Consider the following 16,044-nt stretch of genomic DNA (forward strand, 5'->3'; position numbering starts at 1 on the left):
GACGCTGCGCCGTGCGGGTTGCCGTGCCGGTGCTCCCCGCCCGCCGAGGGGGGAGCGTCGCTACCGCCAGCGCCAGGAGACGGCTGGTTCGGCAGTGGCGACCAATCGCGATCGCGTCGCCGAGGTGCCCCACTTACCACAAAGGATGGTCAAGGCGCATCGACTTCTGTCGCTGACGCAGTAAACCTCCGATGTCTGCGCTCCGTCAATACCGCGCCCGTTGGCTACCACTCACTGGGCCCTGGGGATTCTGCGGGGATCGGAGAGCGGTGCCAGGTGCCGGTGCTGGTCCGGGGGGCACCGCGGGCGCGGCCGCGACGAGCGCGGTCCGGACGGTTTCCGCCATGGGGTCGTCCGGGTGCTCGATCCAATGCTGGACGGCGACCCGCAGGATGGTCAGGAAGGTCGCGGCCAGGAGGCGGGAGCGCAGTGCGACGTCGTCGTCGGTCAGCCGGTGGGCGAGTTCCGCGGCCAGCTCGCGCTCGATCGCGGCGTACGCCGCCACCTGGTGTGGGGCCAGACCGGGGTGCCCGCGTAGCTCCCGGCGTTGGGTCAGCCAGGAGGGTTCAGAACCGCCGAAGACCTCCTCGGTGAGGCGCTCGGCTGCCCGGCTGAGGACGGTCCACGGCGCCTCGTCGAGGGGCTGTTCCCGGATCAGCTCCAACAGTCGGTGCAGGCGCATGGTGTCGCCGTGGAAGAGGGCCTGCTCCTTGCTGGAGAAGTAGTTGGAGAAGGTCCGCCGGGAGACGTTGGCGGCGTCGGCGATCGCCTCGACCGTCACCGCGTCGATGCCCTCGTCGGCGGCGAGGCGGAGGGCCGCCTCGTGTAGGGCGAGGCGGGTGGCCGCCTTCTTGCGCTCCCGCAGACCGGTCGTCTCGTCCATTGCACCGAGGGTACGTGCGGGTGAGCGACTTCTCAATGAGCAAACTTGCGCAGTGGGAAAGATCGGTAGATGCTTGCTTGAGGCAACCAACTCGGGTGGGGAGCAGACGTGGACAGCGATGCCGGTGAAGTCGGCCTTCGCCTGTACGACCTGGTCAGAAGCGTTCGACTGCTGAAGCAGCGCCGGGCCGACGAACACCCGGTGATCCCGGCCGGCATGCTCGGCATGCTCGTGCAGATCGAACAGCTCTCCAGCGACTGTCACGCCCGCGACCTGGCCGACCGCACTCGGCTGGACGCATCGACCGTCAGTCGCTCCGTCGCGGCGCTCGTCGCGCACGGGCTGGTCGAGCGGCGGCCGGACCCGTCCGACAAGCGGGCGACCATCCTGGCGGTCACCCCGGCCGGCCGTACCGCCCTGGCCGACAGCCACCGCTGGTACGGCGAGGTGCTCGAACGGGCGCTCGCCGACTGGACTCCCGGCGAGGTGGCGGCGCTGAGCGTCGCCCTCGGCCGATTCACCGGCGACATCGAGATCGCCCTCGGAAACAACGACAACGACAACCTGGAGGCCGCGCGATGAGCGCACCCACCATGACGGCCGGCGCTGAGCCGATGACCCATCGGCGGACGCTGGAAGCGCTCAGTGGCCTGCTGCTGGTGCTCTTCGTAGCGATGCTGAGCAGCACTGTCGTCTCGACCGCGCTACCGAAGATCATCGGAGCCCTGAACGGCTCGCAGAACCAGTACACCTGGGTGGTCACCGCCACCCTGCTCACCGCGACGGCAACCACCCCGATCTGGGGCAAACTGGCCGACCTGTTCAACAAGAAGATCCTCATCCAGGTCGCCATCGTGGTCTTCCTGGTGGGCTCGGTCGTCGCCGGCTTCTCGCAGAGCGCCGGCCAGCTCATCGCCGCCCGTGCGTTCCAGGGCATCGGGGTCGGCGGTCTGCAGGCGCTCGTCCAGGTGGCGATCGCGGCCATGATCCCGCCGCGCGAGCGGGGCCGCTACAACGGCTACCTCGGTGGTGTCATGGCCGTCGCGACGGTCGGTGGCCCACTGCTCGGCGGCCTCATCGTCGACACGTCCTGGCTCGGCTGGCGCTGGTGCTTCTTCGTCGGCGTGCCGGTAGCCGCCATCGCGCTGATCCTGCTCCAGGCCACCCTGCACCTGCCGACCGCACGGCGTGAGAACGTCAAGATCGACTACCTGGGTGCGAGCCTCATCGCCGCTGGCGTCAGCGTGCTGCTGATCTGGATCTCCTTCGTCGACGGCTCGTTCGCCTGGGCCTCCTGGCAGACCGCGGCCATGGTGGGCGGATCGCTCGTCCTGCTCGCCCTGGCGGTCTGGGTCGAATCACGCGCGGCCGAGCCGGTCGTCCCGCTCGGTATCGTGCGCCAGCACACCACCGCGCTGGCCATCCTCGGCAGCCTCGCGGTCGGCATGGCCATGTTCGGCGGTGCCGTCTTCCTCGGTCAGTACTTCCAGATCGGCCGCGGCTACAGCCCGACCGAGGCAGGCCTGCTCACCATCCCGATGATGGCCGGAGTCCTCGGCTCTTCCATCGTCGCGGGTCGGCTGATCACCAAGAGCGGAAAGATCAAGCCGTACATCGTCGCCGGTTCGATCCTGCTCGTCGCCGGGTTCGCACTGCTCGGCACCATCGACCACGAGACGTCGCTCGTCCTGGTCGGCGCCGCCATGTTCACCGTCGGCGTCGGCGTCGGCATGACCATGCAGAACCTCGTTCTCGCCGTTCAGAACACGGTCTCGCTCAAGGACATCGGCGCGGCCAGTTCCAGCGTCGCGTTCTTCCGGTCGCTCGGGGGCACCATCGGCGTCTCCGTGCTCGGCGCCGTCCTCGCACGCCGGGTCGGCGACCAGATCACCCGCGACCTCACCGCCGCCGGGATCCCCACCTCCGGCGGCTCGGGCAGCAGCAACCTCAACATCACCGCCCTGCCCGAGCAGGTCCAGGAGATCGTCCGGGCCGCGTACGGCGACGCCACCGGACACATCTTCCTCATCTCCGCCGCCATCGGGGTCGTCGGCATCATCGCCGCGCTCCTGCTCAAGCCGATCACCCTGCGGACCAGCCTCGACCTGCCGGACGCCGCCACGTCGGCGGCCGTCGCCGCCGACGCGGTCGACGGCGCCCCCGCCTTCGACCAGGTGCGCGTCGACACCCCGCAGGACGGACCGACCCGGCGAGGCTGACGTCGGGCCATCCGACCCGGGGCCGCCGCCGTCCTCAGACGGCGGCGGCCCCGGTCTGTCCAGCCAGGGCCGGTACGAGCGAACGTCACCGAATCGAGGGGTCTGTGGATACCGCGGAGCTGCCAGCGGCACCCGCCCGGCGAGCCGCCGCACTGCTCCGGGCCATGCGTGAGCTGGGGCTCGTCGCCGCACTGTTCCTCATCTACAAGGCGGCTCGGGTGGCGGCGGCCGACCGGGTGTCGACCGCGGTGGGAAACGGGGAATGGATCTGGAGGGTGGAGCGCCTGTTCCACCTGCCCGACGAGGCCGCCTTCCAACGTCCTGTGCTCGCCCACGAGCTGTTGGTGCACCTGACCAACGGCTACTACGCGTACGTGCACTTCCCCGCCACGATCATCTGTCTGATCTGGCTGTACGTACGCCACCCCGTGCGTTATCTCTGGACGCGCCGCATGCTCGCCGGGCTCACCGCGGCCGCACTGGCGCTGCACTTCCTGGTTCCGCTGGCACCGCCGCGACTGACCGCCCTGACCGGCATGGTGGACACCGGCAGCCGTTACGGGCCCGCCGTCTACGGCCCGCCCGACACGGACGCGTTGAGCAACCAGTACGCCGCCATGCCCTCCCTGCACGTCGGCTGGGCTCTCGCCGTCGCCGTCGCGCTCATCGCGGTGACCGGCGGGCGCCTGCGGTGGCTGTGGCTGGCGCACCCGCTCGTCACCCTGCTGGTTGTCGTGACCACGGGCAACCACTACTGGCTCGACGGCGTCGTCGCGGCAGTGCTGCTCGCCGTCGTCTGCCTCGTGCTGCCCAGGCCCGCACGGCCGACCAGCCCACCCACCCGCGGACGCGGCGCCCGGGCCGGACGGCCCCGCCAGCGCGTACGGGCTCCGCACGCGCCGTCTGGTCACCCACCCGCGCGAGCCGACGCCGGTGACGTCGTGAGAACGCCATGACCGGCCAGGAGCCGGTGCCGGGCACCGACCGGCGCTAGCCCCTGGGGTAGCGCCGAACGGGCTTGTCAACCGGTCGGCTCCGGTTCTCGTGCCTGCCAGTTCAGGCGGTTGCGGTGCAGCCGTTGCATGGCTGTCCAGCCGAATGCGAACGAAATGGCACCCATGGCGACGACTCCCAGCACGTTCGAACCGGTCACGTCGAAGACGGCGCCCACGTCGCCGAACAGTTGGGCGACGGTCTGGAACGCCACGTGGAAGCCGATGCCCGCCCAGATGTCGCCGGTGGCGACACGGAAGCCACCCAGGAGCAGAGCGAAGACGAAGAACAGCAGCAGTCTGTCGAGGGAGGTGGCGGCGCCGACGAGGAACCCGAACACTGTGAACAACACGGACTGTCCGAGGACGGCCTGCCAGGCCGACAACCGGGTGGCGAGGTTGCGCTGGAGGTAGCCGCGGAAGACGAGTTCCTCCGGCAGTGCCTCGTACAGGAAGACGAGGACGACCAGCAGCGCCGCCACGCCCAGGGCGTCCGTCGCGGAGACGCGCAGGCGGATCTCGACCCAACCGAAGCCGAGGCAGAGCGCGAACCCGACGGCGGCGGGGATGAGCCAGCAGGCCATGCCGAGCAGCAGTCGTCGCCAGCCGGTGCGCAGGGAGGGCAGCCCGAGGCCGGTCCAGGGGCGGCGGTCGAGCAGGCGACGGGCGGCCACCACCAGGGGGACGATGAGCACCGTCGTGAGGATGGCCCTGGCCACATGGGTCGGGCGGTCGTAGTCACGGCCGAGCAGCGCGCCGTAATAGAGGAACAGCCACGCCAGCACCGTGCTGGCGAACACGATGAGGATTCGCCAGCGCAGGGCGAGACGAGAGTCGGGGGACGTCCGGGTATCAGACACGTCAGCCTCGCTCTCCGACACCGTAGAGCGGACCGCTACGCAAGGCGCAGCGTAGCCATCGGCGTCAACGGCGATCGTGGTCACGACCGGCCGTCGGCGGACCGGGCGGCCCAGCAATCCGGGCTCTGCCGTTCGGTCCCGACGTGACCGGGACCGTCAGCGGCCGAGGACGAGGTAGGCGAGGCCGAGGACACCCCGGTAACCGCCGACGTACTGACGCAACCGGTCGTCGAGTTCCGCGCGGACGTCGGCCGCACGGGGATCCTCCGGGTATGCCAGCAGCCACTCCTGCCGGCCGGCGAGCCAGGTCGACTCGAAGTCGTCCCATTCCCGCTGGTCGGCGGTGCTCAGGTGTAGCAACCGCCAGCCGCGCTCGCGGGCGGCCTCGATCAGCCCGGGAAGGGTCGGGACCTCCGGGCCGAAGACCTCGGCGATCTCCGTCGTGGGGGACCGTTCCCAGTACGCGTCGCCGAACAGCAGCCGCCCACCGGGCCGGACCACGTCGGCGAGGGCGTCGAGGGCGGCCGTGGTGCCGCCGAAGGCGTGCGCCGAGCCGATGCAGAGCACCCGGTCGGCCGGCTCCTGCCAGGCCGCCGCTTCCCCCATCACGAAGGCGACGTGCCGGTTCAGCGACCGACCCGCGGCCAGCCGCCGCCCCCGGGCGAGCGCGGCCTCGTCGGTGTCGACGCCGACGCCCCGCGTGGCGACCGGGCCGGACACGCCGCCGGCGGTGACCGCTCGCAGCAACAGCTCACCCCAGCCGCACCCGAGGTCGAGCACGCGCGCGCCGGGGCGGACGTCGAGCCGTTGCAGCAGCAACGCTGCGTGCTCCGGGGAGAGCGGAGTGTTCCAGCGCATCCGCGCGTAACGGCTGGCGGCGAGGTGGTCGGTTGACTGCATCCGATGAGGGTGTCAAGCCGTGTGCGGGCTCCGACACCGGGGCGTACGGCAGGATCGGTGGGATGGACGCGGAGCGTGCGGGGCCGGCGCGGCGGCCGACCGCGCAGGAGGTGGCGGCGGCGGCCGGCCGGGGTCTGCCGGACATCATCGGCCCCGGGCTGCGCGTGCTGTTCTGCGGCTACAACCCGGGCCTCTACTCGGCCGCCGTGTGGGAGCCGTTCGCCCGCCGGGGCAGCCGCTTCTGGCCGGCCCTGCACGGGGCCGGTTTCACCGACCGCCAGCTGCACTCGTGGGAGCGCGACGAGCTGCTGCGGCAGGGCCTGGGCATCACCAGCCTGAGCGACCGGGCCACCGCCCGCGCCGCCGAGCTGACGTCGGAGGAACTGGTGGCCGGTGTCACCGGGTTGGCGGTGAAGGCCGAGCGCTACCGGCCGCTGTGGGTGGCGATCCTCGGGGTGACCGCGTACCGGATCGCCTTCGCCCGACCGAAGGCCGGGCTGGGCCCGCGACCGGACCTGCTGGGCCCGACCCGGGTCTGGGTGCTGCCGAACCCCAGCGGCCTGAACGCGCACTTCCCGCTGCCGGCGTTGACCGCCGAGTTCGCCAAGCTGCGCCAAGAGCTCGACGCCTAGCCGGCCGCGGCGACAAGCCCCTGGTAGTACTGCTGCATCGCCGGGTGGTACTCGTCGAACTCCGGGCGGGGCGAGCCGTCCCGGGAGGCGACCAGCAGGTCCAGGTAGTACTCCCAACCGGCGCCCACCTCGGCGATGCCCTGCACGCTGCTCAGGTGCTGCACGAACCGCAGCTCGGTGGTGCCGTCGGTCTCGGTCAGCGACAGTTCCAGCAGCCAGCTGCCGTAGTCGTCGACCATCGACACGGCGAGGCGTTGCCGCGGTTCGCAGGCGCCGATGCGCACCTCACACCAGGGCTGCTGCTCCTCGTACGCCATCTGGACCCGGATGGTGCGTCCGGGCCCGGCCTCGCCCTCCCACGGGCCGAACCAGCGGGCCGTACGCTGCGGCTCGGTCAGGCTGGCCCAGACGTCCGCCGCCGGGGCGCGGAAGGTCCGGGTGAGGACGAGGTCGTGGCCGGTGTCGGTGCGAAACAGGCGTCCGGCGGGTGTGCGGGTCATGCCGTGTGCTCCCTTCGGTGCTGCGCCGGGCCGCGGCTGCGGCGTTCTCGGCGGGTGCGATAGACCTCGGTCTCCAGCGCGTCGAGGTGCCGGCCCCACCGGTCGCCTGTGGTGAGCGCGGTGAGCCAGTCGAGCAGCGGGGCGAGCGGGCCGGGGTCGAGCCGGTAGATCCGCTGCCGTCCGACGAGCTCGTCGCGGACCAGGCCGCTGCCGCGCAGCACCCGCAGGTGGCGGCTGACGGCGGGCCGGCTGATGGTGAACCGCTGGGCGATGTCGCCGGCGGAGAGCGGCTCGTCGCGCAACATGGTCAGGATGTGCCGCCGCACCGGGTCCGCGATCGCGACGGCCACCTCATCCACCCCGAAAGCGTAACCCATGGGTTACAGGTTGGCCCGTTGTGGACCGCCGACACCGCAGATCGGTGCGTCGGTGGTGGGCACATGATCACCTGACCTGGCACTCTTTACGGCATGGCCGCCCTGCTTCGCTCCCGACTGACCGACTGGACTTTCGCCGTACCAGTGCTCGCCGTCCTGGTGTTGATCCTCACCTGGGGGCGGAGCCTGCCTGGCCCGGTCATCGTGCTGGTCGCGGTGCTGCTGGGCGGTGCCGTGCTCGCGGCTGTGCACCACGCGGAGGTGGTCGCCCACCGGGTGGGGGAGCCCTACGGATCGCTGGTGCTCGCTGTCGCGGTCACCGTGATCGAGGTCGCCCTCATCGTCACGCTGATGATCAGTGGGCCGGAGAAGACCCAGTCGCTCGCCCGGGACACCGTCTTCGCCGCCGTCATGATCACCTGTAACGGGATACTCGGCCTGTCCCTGCTGCTCGGGGCGCTGCGCCGCCGCGTCGCGGTGTTCAACCCGGAGGGCACCGGCGGGGCCCTGGCCACCGTGATCACCCTGGCCACCCTGAGTCTGGTCATTCCGACCTTCACCACGGCCCGACCCGGCCCGGAGTTCAGCCCTGCGCAGCTCGCCTTCGCCGCCGTCGCCTCGCTGGCGCTCTACGGGCTGTTCGTGCTCGTGCAGACCGGCCGGCACCGCGACTACTTCCTGCCGGTGGACAGCCGAGGCCAGGTGATCGACGCGGAGGAGCACGCCAAGCCGCCGACCACCCGGGCGGCGCTCGCGAGCCTGGCGCTGCTGCTGGTGGCGCTGGTCGCTGTGGTCGGCGACGCCAAGACCGTCTCCCCGACCATCGAGGCCGGCGTCGCCGCGGCGAACCTGCCGCACGCGTTCGTCGGCGTGATCATCGCTCTGCTGGTGCTGCTGCCGGAGACCCTGGCCGCCGCCCGCGCCGCCCGCCGCGACCGCGTGCAGATCAGCCTGAACCTCGCGCTCGGCTCGGCGATGGCCAGCATCGGCCTGACCATCCCGGCCATCGCGATCGCCTCGATCTGGCTGGACGGCCCGCTGCTGCTCGGCCTCGGCGGCACCCAGCTCGCCCTGCTCGCGCTCACCGCGGTGACCGCCGTGCTCACAGTGGTGCCCGGCCGGGCCAACGTGTTGCAGGGCGGCGTACACCTGGTGCTGCTGGCCGCCTTCGTCTTCCTGGCCGCCAGTCCCTGACCGGTGCCGTCCGCCGGCTCGGCCGGCGACCAGCCGCCCGCCGGCTCGGTCCGTGACCCGCACGCCCGACAGCTCAGCCGGCGATCGGCGGGTCGCCGGCTGAGCTGCCGGTCGGCGCGTCGTCGGCTGAGCCGGCGGGCGGCTGGTCGCCGGCGAGACGTTCCGCGCGGGCGTTCAGGTAGCGCTGCTGCGCCAGGTTCGTCGAGCGCGCCGCCGCCATCCGGTACGCCTCCCGCGCCGCGACCCGCTCACCCTCCAGCTCCCACAGGTGGGCGCGGGCGGCCGGCAGTCGCGGGTCGTCGGCGAGACGAGGGTCGTCGGCCAGGCCGGCGAGCAACGCCAACCCGGCCGGCGCGCCCCGGCTCATCGCCACCGCCACCGCGTGGTTGAGCGCCACCACCGGGTTGTCGGACATCGCGAGGAGCACCTCGTACAGGGCGGTGATCTGTGCCCAGTCGGTGGCCGCCGCGCTGGGTGCCTCGTCGTGCACGGCAGCGATGGCCGCCTGGAGCTGGTACGCCCCGACCACCCCGCGCGGCAGCGCCCCGCTGATCAACTCGATGCCCTCGGCGATCTGGTCGGCTCGCCACCGGGAGCGGTCCTGCTCGGCCATCGGCACCAGCTCGCCGTGCACGCCGATCCGGGCCGGCGCTCGGGCGTCGGTGAGCAGCATCAACGCGAGCAGCCCGGTCACCTCGGGATCCTCGGGCACCAGCCGGCGCACCAGGCGGGTCAGCCGGATCGCCTCGGCGGTCAGGTCGGCGCGCAGCAACCCGGGCCCGGCCGTGCGGGCGTACCCCTCCGTGAAGATCAGGTAGAGCACGTGCAGCACGGCGGCGAGCCGGTTGGCACGCTCGGGGCCGGTGGGCGGCGCGAACCGCAGCCCACTGTCGCGGATCCGCTGCTTGCCCCGACTGATCCGCCGGGTCATCGTCGCCTCCGGCACCAGGAACGCGCGCGCCACCTCGGCGGTGCTCAACCCGCCCACCGCGCGCAGGGTGAGCGCGATCTGCGACGCCGCCGACAGCGCCGGGTGGCAGCACAGGAACAACAGGATGAGAGTGTCGTCGGCGTCCGCCGGCGGACGGTCGGCGGCGGGGGCGCGCCACTGCTCCGGCAGCACCCACCGCGCCACCGTGTCCTCCCGCCGCATCCGGGCCCGCTCGCGACGCAGCAGGTCGGTCAGCCGCCGGGACGCCACCGTGATCAACCAGCCACGCGGATTCTCCGGTACGCCGTCGCGCGGCCAACCGTCGGCCGCGGCGATCAGCGCCTCCTGCACCGCGTCCTCGGCCGTGTCGAAGTGCCCGTAGCGGCGGACCAGCGCGCCGAGGACCTGTGGCGCCAGCTCGCGCAGCAGGTCCTCGGCGGGAGTCTCCGGCACCGGGTCAGCCGGCCAGGTCCTCGACACCGTCGAGCACCGGCCGCACGTCCACGTACCCGCCGGAGGCGTCCGGGTCGACCAGGCCGGCGGCGATCTCGGTGGCCCGGTCGAAGCTGGCGCACTCCACGATCGTGTAACCGGCCAGGACCTCCTGCGTCTCCGGGTACGGGCCGTCGGTGACCACTGGTGCACCCTCGCGCACCTGCACCCGGCGGGCGTGCACCGGCTCGCTCAGCCCCCGGGCGTCGACCAGTTCCCCGGACTCGGCCAGCGCCTGGTGGAACGTCTCCATGTGCTGGTGCATCGCCGCGATCTGCTCGGCCGACATCGCCGGCCGGTCGGAAGCCCGCCCGGACAGCACGTCATAGTCCTGCTGCGACCCGTAGAGCAAAATCATGTACTTCACAATTCTCTCCCCTCCTGCAAGGACACCACCCCGGCGCCCACAGGAAACGTCGAACCCCACCGACCCACCCGGACATCCCACCCACCCCGGGTCTGCCTCCTCCCACCCGAACTGGTGATCATGAAGTTAGCGTCACGACACGCTGAGTGGGATGACGCCAACTTCATGATCACCGAGGTTCGGGGTGGTGGGTGGGGCCTAGGTTGGCGGGATGACTGTGGTGTGGGTGGTGGTCGGGGTTTTTGTGCTGGTGGCGGGTGTGGCTTGGGGAGTTCTCGTGTGGCGGGGTCGGGGAGGCGGCGGCGTCAGTTTTGATCGTGGGGCGGAGCGGGAGGCTCGTGGTCGACAGCACAGGTACGAGGCCGAGCGGCACGGTGACCAGGGCGACACGTGGCATCGCGGTCGGGAGTCGGGCGGGTGAGCAGCGCCTAGCCGAGCCCGCTGCGCCGCAGCCCGATCGGGCCCACCGTGCGTGAACCGTCCGGCCGTACCGTGCGTGAAACCGTTGACGGGCGTTTCGGTCCTATCGTCCGGGTACTAACAGCCTGAGCACCGATGTCTGGGGAGGCACAGTGGGGGCACGGTTCGGACGCGACGCGCGGGGCCCGTTGGCGGGTCTGCTGATCGCCGCCCTGGTCTCCCTCGCCTGCGCCGGCGGTGGGCTGGCCGAGCCGGAGGCCGAGCGCCCCGGGGCGAACCGAACGGCCGCCTCGCCGGGACCGAGCACCACCCGCGCCGACAGCACCACGAGCGTCGCCGAGTTCGAGCAGGACGTCGCCGACGCGCAGGCGGTCGCCGAGCGGTACTGGGCGGCCCAGTTCAAGGAGTCCGGGCAGCGGTTCCGACCGATTCGCCGAATCACCCCGTACCAGCGCGACGGCGAGGTGTCCTGCGGTGGCCAGCCGTTGCCCCGCAACAACGCCGTCTACTGCTCGCAGGGGGACTTCATCGCGTACGACGTTGCCTGGTCGGTGGCGGCGTTCCGCCAGGTCGGCGACGCGTTCGTGTTCTACCTGCTCGGGCACGAGTACGCGCACGCCATCCAGGTGCGGCTCGGCATCAACTACAGCTTCACCATCCAGCAGGAGTTGCAGGCCGACTGCATGGCCGGGGCGTACCTCGGCGACTCGGTGCGCTCGGGCGCACTGACCCTCGCCGAGGGCGACCTGGACGAGTTCCGCGAGGGGGTGGCGGCGGTCGGCGACGACCCGGACCAGCCGTGGTTCGCGGAAGGGGCGCACGGCACCGCCGAGCAGCGCACCGACATGTTCTTCCGGGGCTACGAGGGCTCCCTGAAGGAGTGCGACCTGGGCTGAGCGGGGTTGCCCGGATCACCCTGGCACCCTTTGCCGCCACCGGCCACGTGGGGTGCTGGCAGGATCGCCCGTGTCGGTCACGACCCTGGAGGTTCCGCTGAGCAGCCATCACCCTGCCGCTGTGCTCTTCGACATGGACGGCACGTTGGTCGACAGCGAAAAGCTGTGGGACGTCGCGTTGCAGGAACTCGCGAAGGAGTACGGCGGGGAGCTCTCCGTCGACGCCCGCCAGGCCATCATCGGCACCGCCATGGCCGAGTCGATGCGCATCCTGCACGACGACCTGGGCCAGCCCGAGCGGGACCCGGAGATCAGCGCGGCGTGGATCAACGCCCGGATCCTGGAACTGTTCCGGACCGGTCTGCCCTGGCGTCCGGGGGCGTACGACCTGCTGCGCGCGGTCCGCGCGGCGGGGATCCCCACCGCGCTGGTCACCTCCAGCCCTCGGGCGCTTGTCGAGATCGCCCTGGACACCCTGGGTCGGGACAACTTCGACACGGTGGTCGCCGGCGACGAGGTGGTGGCGGCCAAGCCGCACCCCGAGCCGTACCTGACCGCGGCTCGGCTGCTGGGTGTGCCGATCGAGCGGTGCGTGGCGATCGAGGACTCGCCGACCGGGGTGGCCAGCGCGCTCGCCTCGGGCGCGGCGGTGGTGGCCGTACCGGCGGAGGTGGCGTTGCCGAGCACTGTCGGCGTACACCAGGTGGAGAGCCTGACCGGAGTGGACCTGGAGCTGCTCGCGGCGCTGCTGACCGATCGGGCCGCGGCGACCGGCTGACCGACCCACCGCCGGCCCGGCGCGCACGGCGAAGACCGGACGGCCGAGGCCCCCGGTCGCGCGGATGGCGACCGGGGACCTCGGCAGTGCCGGTCAGTCGTGGGCGATGGCGCCCAGGACGTTGATCCGGGCCGCCCGAACGGCCGGGAGCACCGCGGCCACCACGCCGATGATGGCGGCGAGACCGAGGAAGACACCCATCTGCCCCCAGGGCAGGATCAGGTCGGTGATGCCCTCGTCCTTGAGGGCCTCGACCACCGCTGCGCCGAGGCCGGTGCCCACCGCCACGCCGAGCAGCGCGCCGAACACCGAGATCACCACCGCCTCCACGGTGATCATGCCCATGGTCTGGGACCGGCGCAGGCCGATCGCCCGCAGCAGACCCAGCTCGCGAGTCCGCTCCAGCACCGACAGGGCCAGGGTGTTGATGATGCCCAGCACGGCGATCACGATGGCCAGCGCGAGGAGGATCTGGATCATCGTGAGCAGCCCGTCGAGCGAACTGGTCTGCTGCTTGATGAACGCGTCCCGGTCGGCCACCGACACCTCGGGGCTGTCCGCGAGCAACGCCTCCACCTGCGGCTGAACATCCGACACCCGGGTGCCCGGGGCCAGCTGGATGAAGCCCTGGATGGGCTGCGGGATGGCGAAGTCCTTCGCCGCCGCCGGCGGAAGCGTCACCGGGTTGGTCAGCTGCGACGACTCGTAGATGCCGCTGACCGTGTAGGTGCGTGCCTCGCCCCGGGTCAACTGCACGTTCACCGTCGAGCCCACCGACCAGCCGCGCGAGGTGGCAGTGTCCGAGCTGGCCAGCATCTGGGTCGGCCCGATCCGGTCGATGTCACCGGCGGTGGGCTTCGCCCCGAAGATCTGCCGCAACGACGCCGGGTCGCTGCTCGCCGCGACCCAGGTGCTCTCGCCGTCGATCCGCGCCATGTCGCCGTACTCGCCGTCGACCAACCGCACACCGGGCAGGGCCTTGGCCTGGTCCAGCACCCCAGGGTCGAAGGTCGGCGGACGCGGGCCGCCCTGCTGGCCGGCGATCACCAGCTCGGCCTTGATGGTGTCCTGGGCGAGCGCGCTGATGCTGCCCTTGGCCGAGTCGAGGATGACCGTGACGCCGGTGACCAGCGCGATGCCGACCATCAACGCGGCGGCCGTGATCGCGGTACGACGTGGGTTGCGCCCGGAGTTGAGCCGGCCCAGCTTGCCCGGCACCGACCAGGAGAAGATCGCGCCGAGCAGGCTCACCACCGGCCGACTGATCAGCGGGGTCAGCAGCGCCACCCCGATGAAGGCGAACAGCACCCCACCGAGGATGGTCGAGAGTGTCTGACCGCCGGCGTTGCCGCTGAGCCCGAGGAACAGCAGCACCGCGCCGATGCCGGTGACCAGCGACCCGGCCACGGTGACCTTTGTCAACGGCCGGTCCGGGGTGGCCACGTCCTGCATGGCCGCGATCGGCGGGATCCGGGACGCCCGCAGCGCCGGCAGCAACGCCGCCACCACGGTGATCAGCAGACCGACGGCGAACGAACCGATCACCGCCGCGGCCGGGACACCGATGCCGGCCAGGGTGAGCCCACCGGCGAGCTTGCCGAACAGGAACGCCAGCAGCGCGCCCACCCCGATGCCGGCGGCGAGGCCGAGCACCGACGCGATCAACCCCACCGCGATGGCCTCCAGCACCACTGAACCGATGATCTGCCGGCCGCTGGCCCCGATGGCGCGCATCAGCGCCAACTCCCGGGTCCGCTGCGCCACGATGATCGAGAAGGTGTTGAGGATCAGGAAGGTGCCCACCAGCAGCGCCACCGCGGCGAAGCCGAGCAGGATCTTGTTGAAGAAGGACAGGCCCTCCTTCAGGCTGGCCGAGGCGTCCGCGGCCACCTGCTCGCCGGTCTTCACCTCGAAGTCCGCGCCCAGGGTGCGGGCCACGTCGTCGCGCAGCTTCTCGTCGGAGACCCCGCCGGCGGCCTGCACGGTGATGCTGCTGAACACATCCGGCTCGCCCAGCATCAGCCGCTGCGCCACCGGCGTGGTGAAGAAGACCTCGTTGACCCCGCCGATCGAGTCCCGGTCACCGCTGTAACCGAAGACGCCGACCAGTGTGAAGTCCCGCTTCTTCGACTCGAACGCGGTGAGCACCCCGACCTTCTGGCCGACCTGCACCTTCGCGGCCGTGGCCAACGCCTTGTTGATGACGATCTCGTCCTCGGCCTGCGGCGCGCGCCCCTCACGCAGCTGCAGCAGCTCACTCTCGCCGGTCCAGTTCTCGCCCAACTGCGGCGGGCCGAACGAGGTGACCACCTTGCCGTTGCTGCCGATCACCCGGGCACCGTCGGCGTTGACAACGCCCGTCGCCGACGCCGCCCCCGGCACCTGCTTCACCCGGTCCACCAGCGCGGCCGGCAGCGGGGCGACGGTCTGCTCGCCCTCCATCTCGTTGACCTGCACCTTCGGCTTCGCCGCGACGTTCACGTCGATCTCGGAGAAACCGTCGGCGAAGACCGAGTCGAAGGAGCGACCCAGCGTGTCGGTGAGCACGAACGCGCCGGAGACGAACATCACCCCGAGCACCACCGCCAGGCCGGACAGGATCAGCCGGACCTTGCGGGCCAGCAGACTCTTCAGTGTCGCGCGGAACATCAGTTGCCCACCTCGGCCGGGGTGTCCAGCTTCTTCATGGTGTCCAGCACCGTCTCGGCGGTCGGCTCGATCAACTCCGAGACGATCTCACCGTCGGCGAGGAAGACCACCCGGTCGGCGTACGCGGCGGCCGTCGGGTCGTGGGTCACCATCACGATGGTCTGGCCGTGCTCCCGCACCGAGTTCCGCAGGAAGTTGAGCACCTCCGCGCCGGAGCGCGAGTCCAGGTTGCCGGTCGGCTCGTCCGCGAAGATCACCTCGGGGCGGGAGACCAGCGCCCGCGCGCACGCCACCCGCTGCTGCTGCCCACCGGAGAGCTGCGCCGGCCGGTGGTCCAGCCGGTCCTTCAGACCCACCGTCTCGATCACCGTGTCGTACCAGGCCGGGTCCGGCTTGCGCCCGGCGATCGACAGCGGCAGCAGGATGTTCTCCTTGGCGGTCAACGTCGGCAGCAGGTTGAACTGCTGGAAGATGAAGCCCACCTTGTCGCGCCGCAGCTTCGTCAGCCCCGCGTCGCCCAGCCCCGTGACCGTCGTCTCACCGATCGACACCGTCCCCCTGGTCACCGAGTCCAATCCGGCCAGGCAGTGCATCAGCGTCGACTTACCGGAACCCGACGGGCCCATGATCGCGGTGAAGCGACCACGTTCGAACTCCGCGCTGACCCCCCGCAGCGCGATGACCTGAGCCTCGCCGCTGCCGTACACCTTCCACACGTCGTTCGCCCGGGCCGCGGCCTGCGCCTGCTGGCCTACCGTCGCGGTCACGTCATCTACCTCTTCCGTCTGTCCGAAAATGCACGCCGCCCCCCGATGGTCCGGCGCGACTGTTCAATCATCGGTGCTGAATACGCCCGCCCCGTCCGACCCTGGGGGGACCCGGCGCGGATTTCCCGCTGCGGGTGCACCCCCATGTCGGATCAGGGTTGCCCCTGAGTCGACGACCGTTCGACCG

General features: G+C 71.4%; 16 protein-coding genes. 7 read left to right on the plus strand and 9 right to left on the minus strand.

The genetic code is table 11. The annotated features are described in order from the left end of the window. Positions 1–205 precede the first annotated feature (205 nt). Positions 206–883: a TetR family transcriptional regulator gene (locus ABZU74_RS11235; RefSeq protein WP_355421253.1), complete on the minus strand. Its 678-nt coding sequence runs from the start codon at positions 881–883 to the stop codon at positions 206–208. A 108-nt stretch (positions 884–991) separates the two neighbouring features. Between ABZU74_RS11235 and ABZU74_RS11240 the strand changes: the two genes are divergently transcribed. From ABZU74_RS11240 to ABZU74_RS11250, 3 genes are all read left to right on the plus strand, one after another. Further along, positions 992–1,465 (plus strand): MarR family winged helix-turn-helix transcriptional regulator, encoded by a 474-nt coding sequence (locus ABZU74_RS11240; protein WP_355421255.1) that lies wholly within the window; start codon positions 992–994, stop codon positions 1,463–1,465. Further along, the gene (locus ABZU74_RS11245; protein ID WP_355421258.1) at positions 1,462–3,102 is read left to right on the plus strand and encodes an MDR family MFS transporter; all 1,641 of its coding nucleotides are present in this window, start codon (positions 1,462–1,464) and stop codon (positions 3,100–3,102) included. The genes ABZU74_RS11240 and ABZU74_RS11245 overlap by 4 nt, the downstream gene beginning before the upstream one ends. A gap of 104 nt (positions 3,103–3,206) precedes the next feature. Further along, positions 3,207–4,058: a phosphatase PAP2 family protein gene (locus tag ABZU74_RS11250; protein ID WP_355421260.1), complete on the plus strand. Its 852-nt coding sequence runs from the start codon at positions 3,207–3,209 to the stop codon at positions 4,056–4,058. A gap of 65 nt (positions 4,059–4,123) precedes the next feature. On the opposite strand, the gene ABZU74_RS11255 is transcribed toward ABZU74_RS11250, so the two are convergent. Together ABZU74_RS11255 and ABZU74_RS11260 are read right to left on the minus strand one after the other, a co-directional pair. Beyond that, complete coding sequence (locus ABZU74_RS11255; RefSeq protein ID WP_355421263.1) at positions 4,124–4,954, minus strand: type II CAAX endopeptidase family protein; 831 nt, start codon at positions 4,952–4,954, stop codon at positions 4,124–4,126. Between the two features lie 156 nt (positions 4,955–5,110). Then, complete coding sequence (locus ABZU74_RS11260) at positions 5,111–5,854, minus strand: methyltransferase domain-containing protein (protein WP_355421266.1); 744 nt, start codon at positions 5,852–5,854, stop codon at positions 5,111–5,113. A 62-nt stretch (positions 5,855–5,916) separates the two neighbouring features. Between ABZU74_RS11260 and mug the strand changes: the two genes are divergently transcribed. After that, positions 5,917–6,486 (plus strand): G/U mismatch-specific DNA glycosylase, encoded by a 570-nt coding sequence (gene mug, locus ABZU74_RS11265; protein WP_355421269.1) that lies wholly within the window; start codon positions 5,917–5,919, stop codon positions 6,484–6,486. Here mug and ABZU74_RS11270 read toward each other — a convergent pair. Together ABZU74_RS11270 and ABZU74_RS11275 are read right to left on the minus strand one after the other, a co-directional pair. Then, the gene (locus tag ABZU74_RS11270) at positions 6,483–6,986 is read right to left on the minus strand and encodes an SRPBCC family protein (protein WP_355421272.1); all 504 of its coding nucleotides are present in this window, start codon (positions 6,984–6,986) and stop codon (positions 6,483–6,485) included. The genes mug and ABZU74_RS11270 overlap by 4 nt on opposite strands. Then, the gene (locus tag ABZU74_RS11275) at positions 6,983–7,345 is read right to left on the minus strand and encodes a metalloregulator ArsR/SmtB family transcription factor (RefSeq protein WP_355421275.1); all 363 of its coding nucleotides are present in this window, start codon (positions 7,343–7,345) and stop codon (positions 6,983–6,985) included. The genes ABZU74_RS11270 and ABZU74_RS11275 overlap by 4 nt, the downstream gene beginning before the upstream one ends. Positions 7,346–7,456: 111 nt before the next feature. On the opposite strand from ABZU74_RS11275, the gene ABZU74_RS11280 reads away from it, so the two are divergent. After that, positions 7,457–8,557, plus strand: a complete 1,101-nt coding sequence (locus ABZU74_RS11280) for an ionic transporter y4hA (RefSeq protein WP_355421278.1) — start codon at positions 7,457–7,459, stop codon at positions 8,555–8,557. 73 nt (positions 8,558–8,630) lie between these two features. On the opposite strand, the gene ABZU74_RS11285 is transcribed toward ABZU74_RS11280, so the two are convergent. Together ABZU74_RS11285 and ABZU74_RS11290 are read right to left on the minus strand one after the other, a co-directional pair. Next, on the minus strand, positions 8,631–9,968 hold the full coding sequence (locus ABZU74_RS11285; RefSeq protein ID WP_355421281.1) for a DUF6596 domain-containing protein: 1,338 nt from the start codon (positions 9,966–9,968) through the stop codon (positions 8,631–8,633). After that, positions 9,946–10,338: a YciI family protein gene (locus ABZU74_RS11290; RefSeq protein WP_355421403.1), complete on the minus strand. Its 393-nt coding sequence runs from the start codon at positions 10,336–10,338 to the stop codon at positions 9,946–9,948. The genes ABZU74_RS11285 and ABZU74_RS11290 overlap by 23 nt, the downstream gene beginning before the upstream one ends. Positions 10,339–10,919: 581 nt before the next feature. Here ABZU74_RS11290 and ABZU74_RS11295 point away from each other — a divergent pair. Together ABZU74_RS11295 and ABZU74_RS11300 are read left to right on the plus strand one after the other, a co-directional pair. Beyond that, positions 10,920–11,663 (plus strand): neutral zinc metallopeptidase, encoded by a 744-nt coding sequence (locus ABZU74_RS11295; RefSeq protein WP_355421284.1) that lies wholly within the window; start codon positions 10,920–10,922, stop codon positions 11,661–11,663. A 121-nt stretch (positions 11,664–11,784) separates the two neighbouring features. Further along, a complete protein-coding gene (locus ABZU74_RS11300) occupies positions 11,785–12,441 on the plus strand; it encodes an HAD family phosphatase (RefSeq protein ID WP_355421406.1) in 657 nt (218 codons plus the stop codon). A 93-nt stretch (positions 12,442–12,534) separates the two neighbouring features. Here ABZU74_RS11300 and ABZU74_RS11305 read toward each other — a convergent pair whose 3' ends face one another. Further along, positions 12,535–15,090 carry an FtsX-like permease family protein gene (locus tag ABZU74_RS11305; protein ID WP_355421287.1) on the minus strand — a complete coding sequence of 852 codons (2,556 nt, stop codon included), beginning with the start codon at positions 15,088–15,090 and terminating at the stop codon, positions 12,535–12,537. After that, the gene (locus ABZU74_RS11310; RefSeq protein WP_030332873.1) at positions 15,090–15,857 is read right to left on the minus strand and encodes an ABC transporter ATP-binding protein; all 768 of its coding nucleotides are present in this window, start codon (positions 15,855–15,857) and stop codon (positions 15,090–15,092) included. Before ABZU74_RS11310 ends, ABZU74_RS11305 begins: the two co-directional genes overlap by 1 nt. Between the last annotated feature and the right edge of the window lie 187 nt (positions 15,858–16,044).

The sequence above is a fragment of the Micromonospora sp. NPDC005171 genome, assembly GCF_040608575.1.
Lineage (GTDB): Bacteria > Actinomycetota > Actinomycetes > Mycobacteriales > Micromonosporaceae > Micromonospora.

Coding starts and splice junctions, on each gene's coding strand:
- ABZU74_RS11235 (WP_355421253.1), bottom strand. CDS start 883: ATGGACGAGACGACCGGTCTGCGGGAGCGCAAGAAGGCGGCCACCCGC.
- ABZU74_RS11245 (WP_355421258.1), top strand. CDS start 1,462: ATGAGCGCACCCACCATGACGGCCGGCGCTGAGCCGATGACCCATCGG.
- ABZU74_RS11260 (WP_355421266.1), bottom strand. CDS start 5,854: ATGCAGTCAACCGACCACCTCGCCGCCAGCCGTTACGCGCGGATGCGC.
- mug (WP_355421269.1), top strand. CDS start 5,917: ATGGACGCGGAGCGTGCGGGGCCGGCGCGGCGGCCGACCGCGCAGGAG.
- ABZU74_RS11270 (WP_355421272.1), bottom strand. CDS start 6,986: ATGACCCGCACACCCGCCGGACGCCTGTTTCGCACCGACACCGGCCAC.
- ABZU74_RS11280 (WP_355421278.1), top strand. CDS start 7,457: ATGGCCGCCCTGCTTCGCTCCCGACTGACCGACTGGACTTTCGCCGTA.
- ABZU74_RS11290 (WP_355421403.1), bottom strand. CDS start 10,338: ATGATTTTGCTCTACGGGTCGCAGCAGGACTATGACGTGCTGTCCGGG.
- ABZU74_RS11305 (WP_355421287.1), bottom strand. CDS start 15,090: ATGTTCCGCGCGACACTGAAGAGTCTGCTGGCCCGCAAGGTCCGGCTG.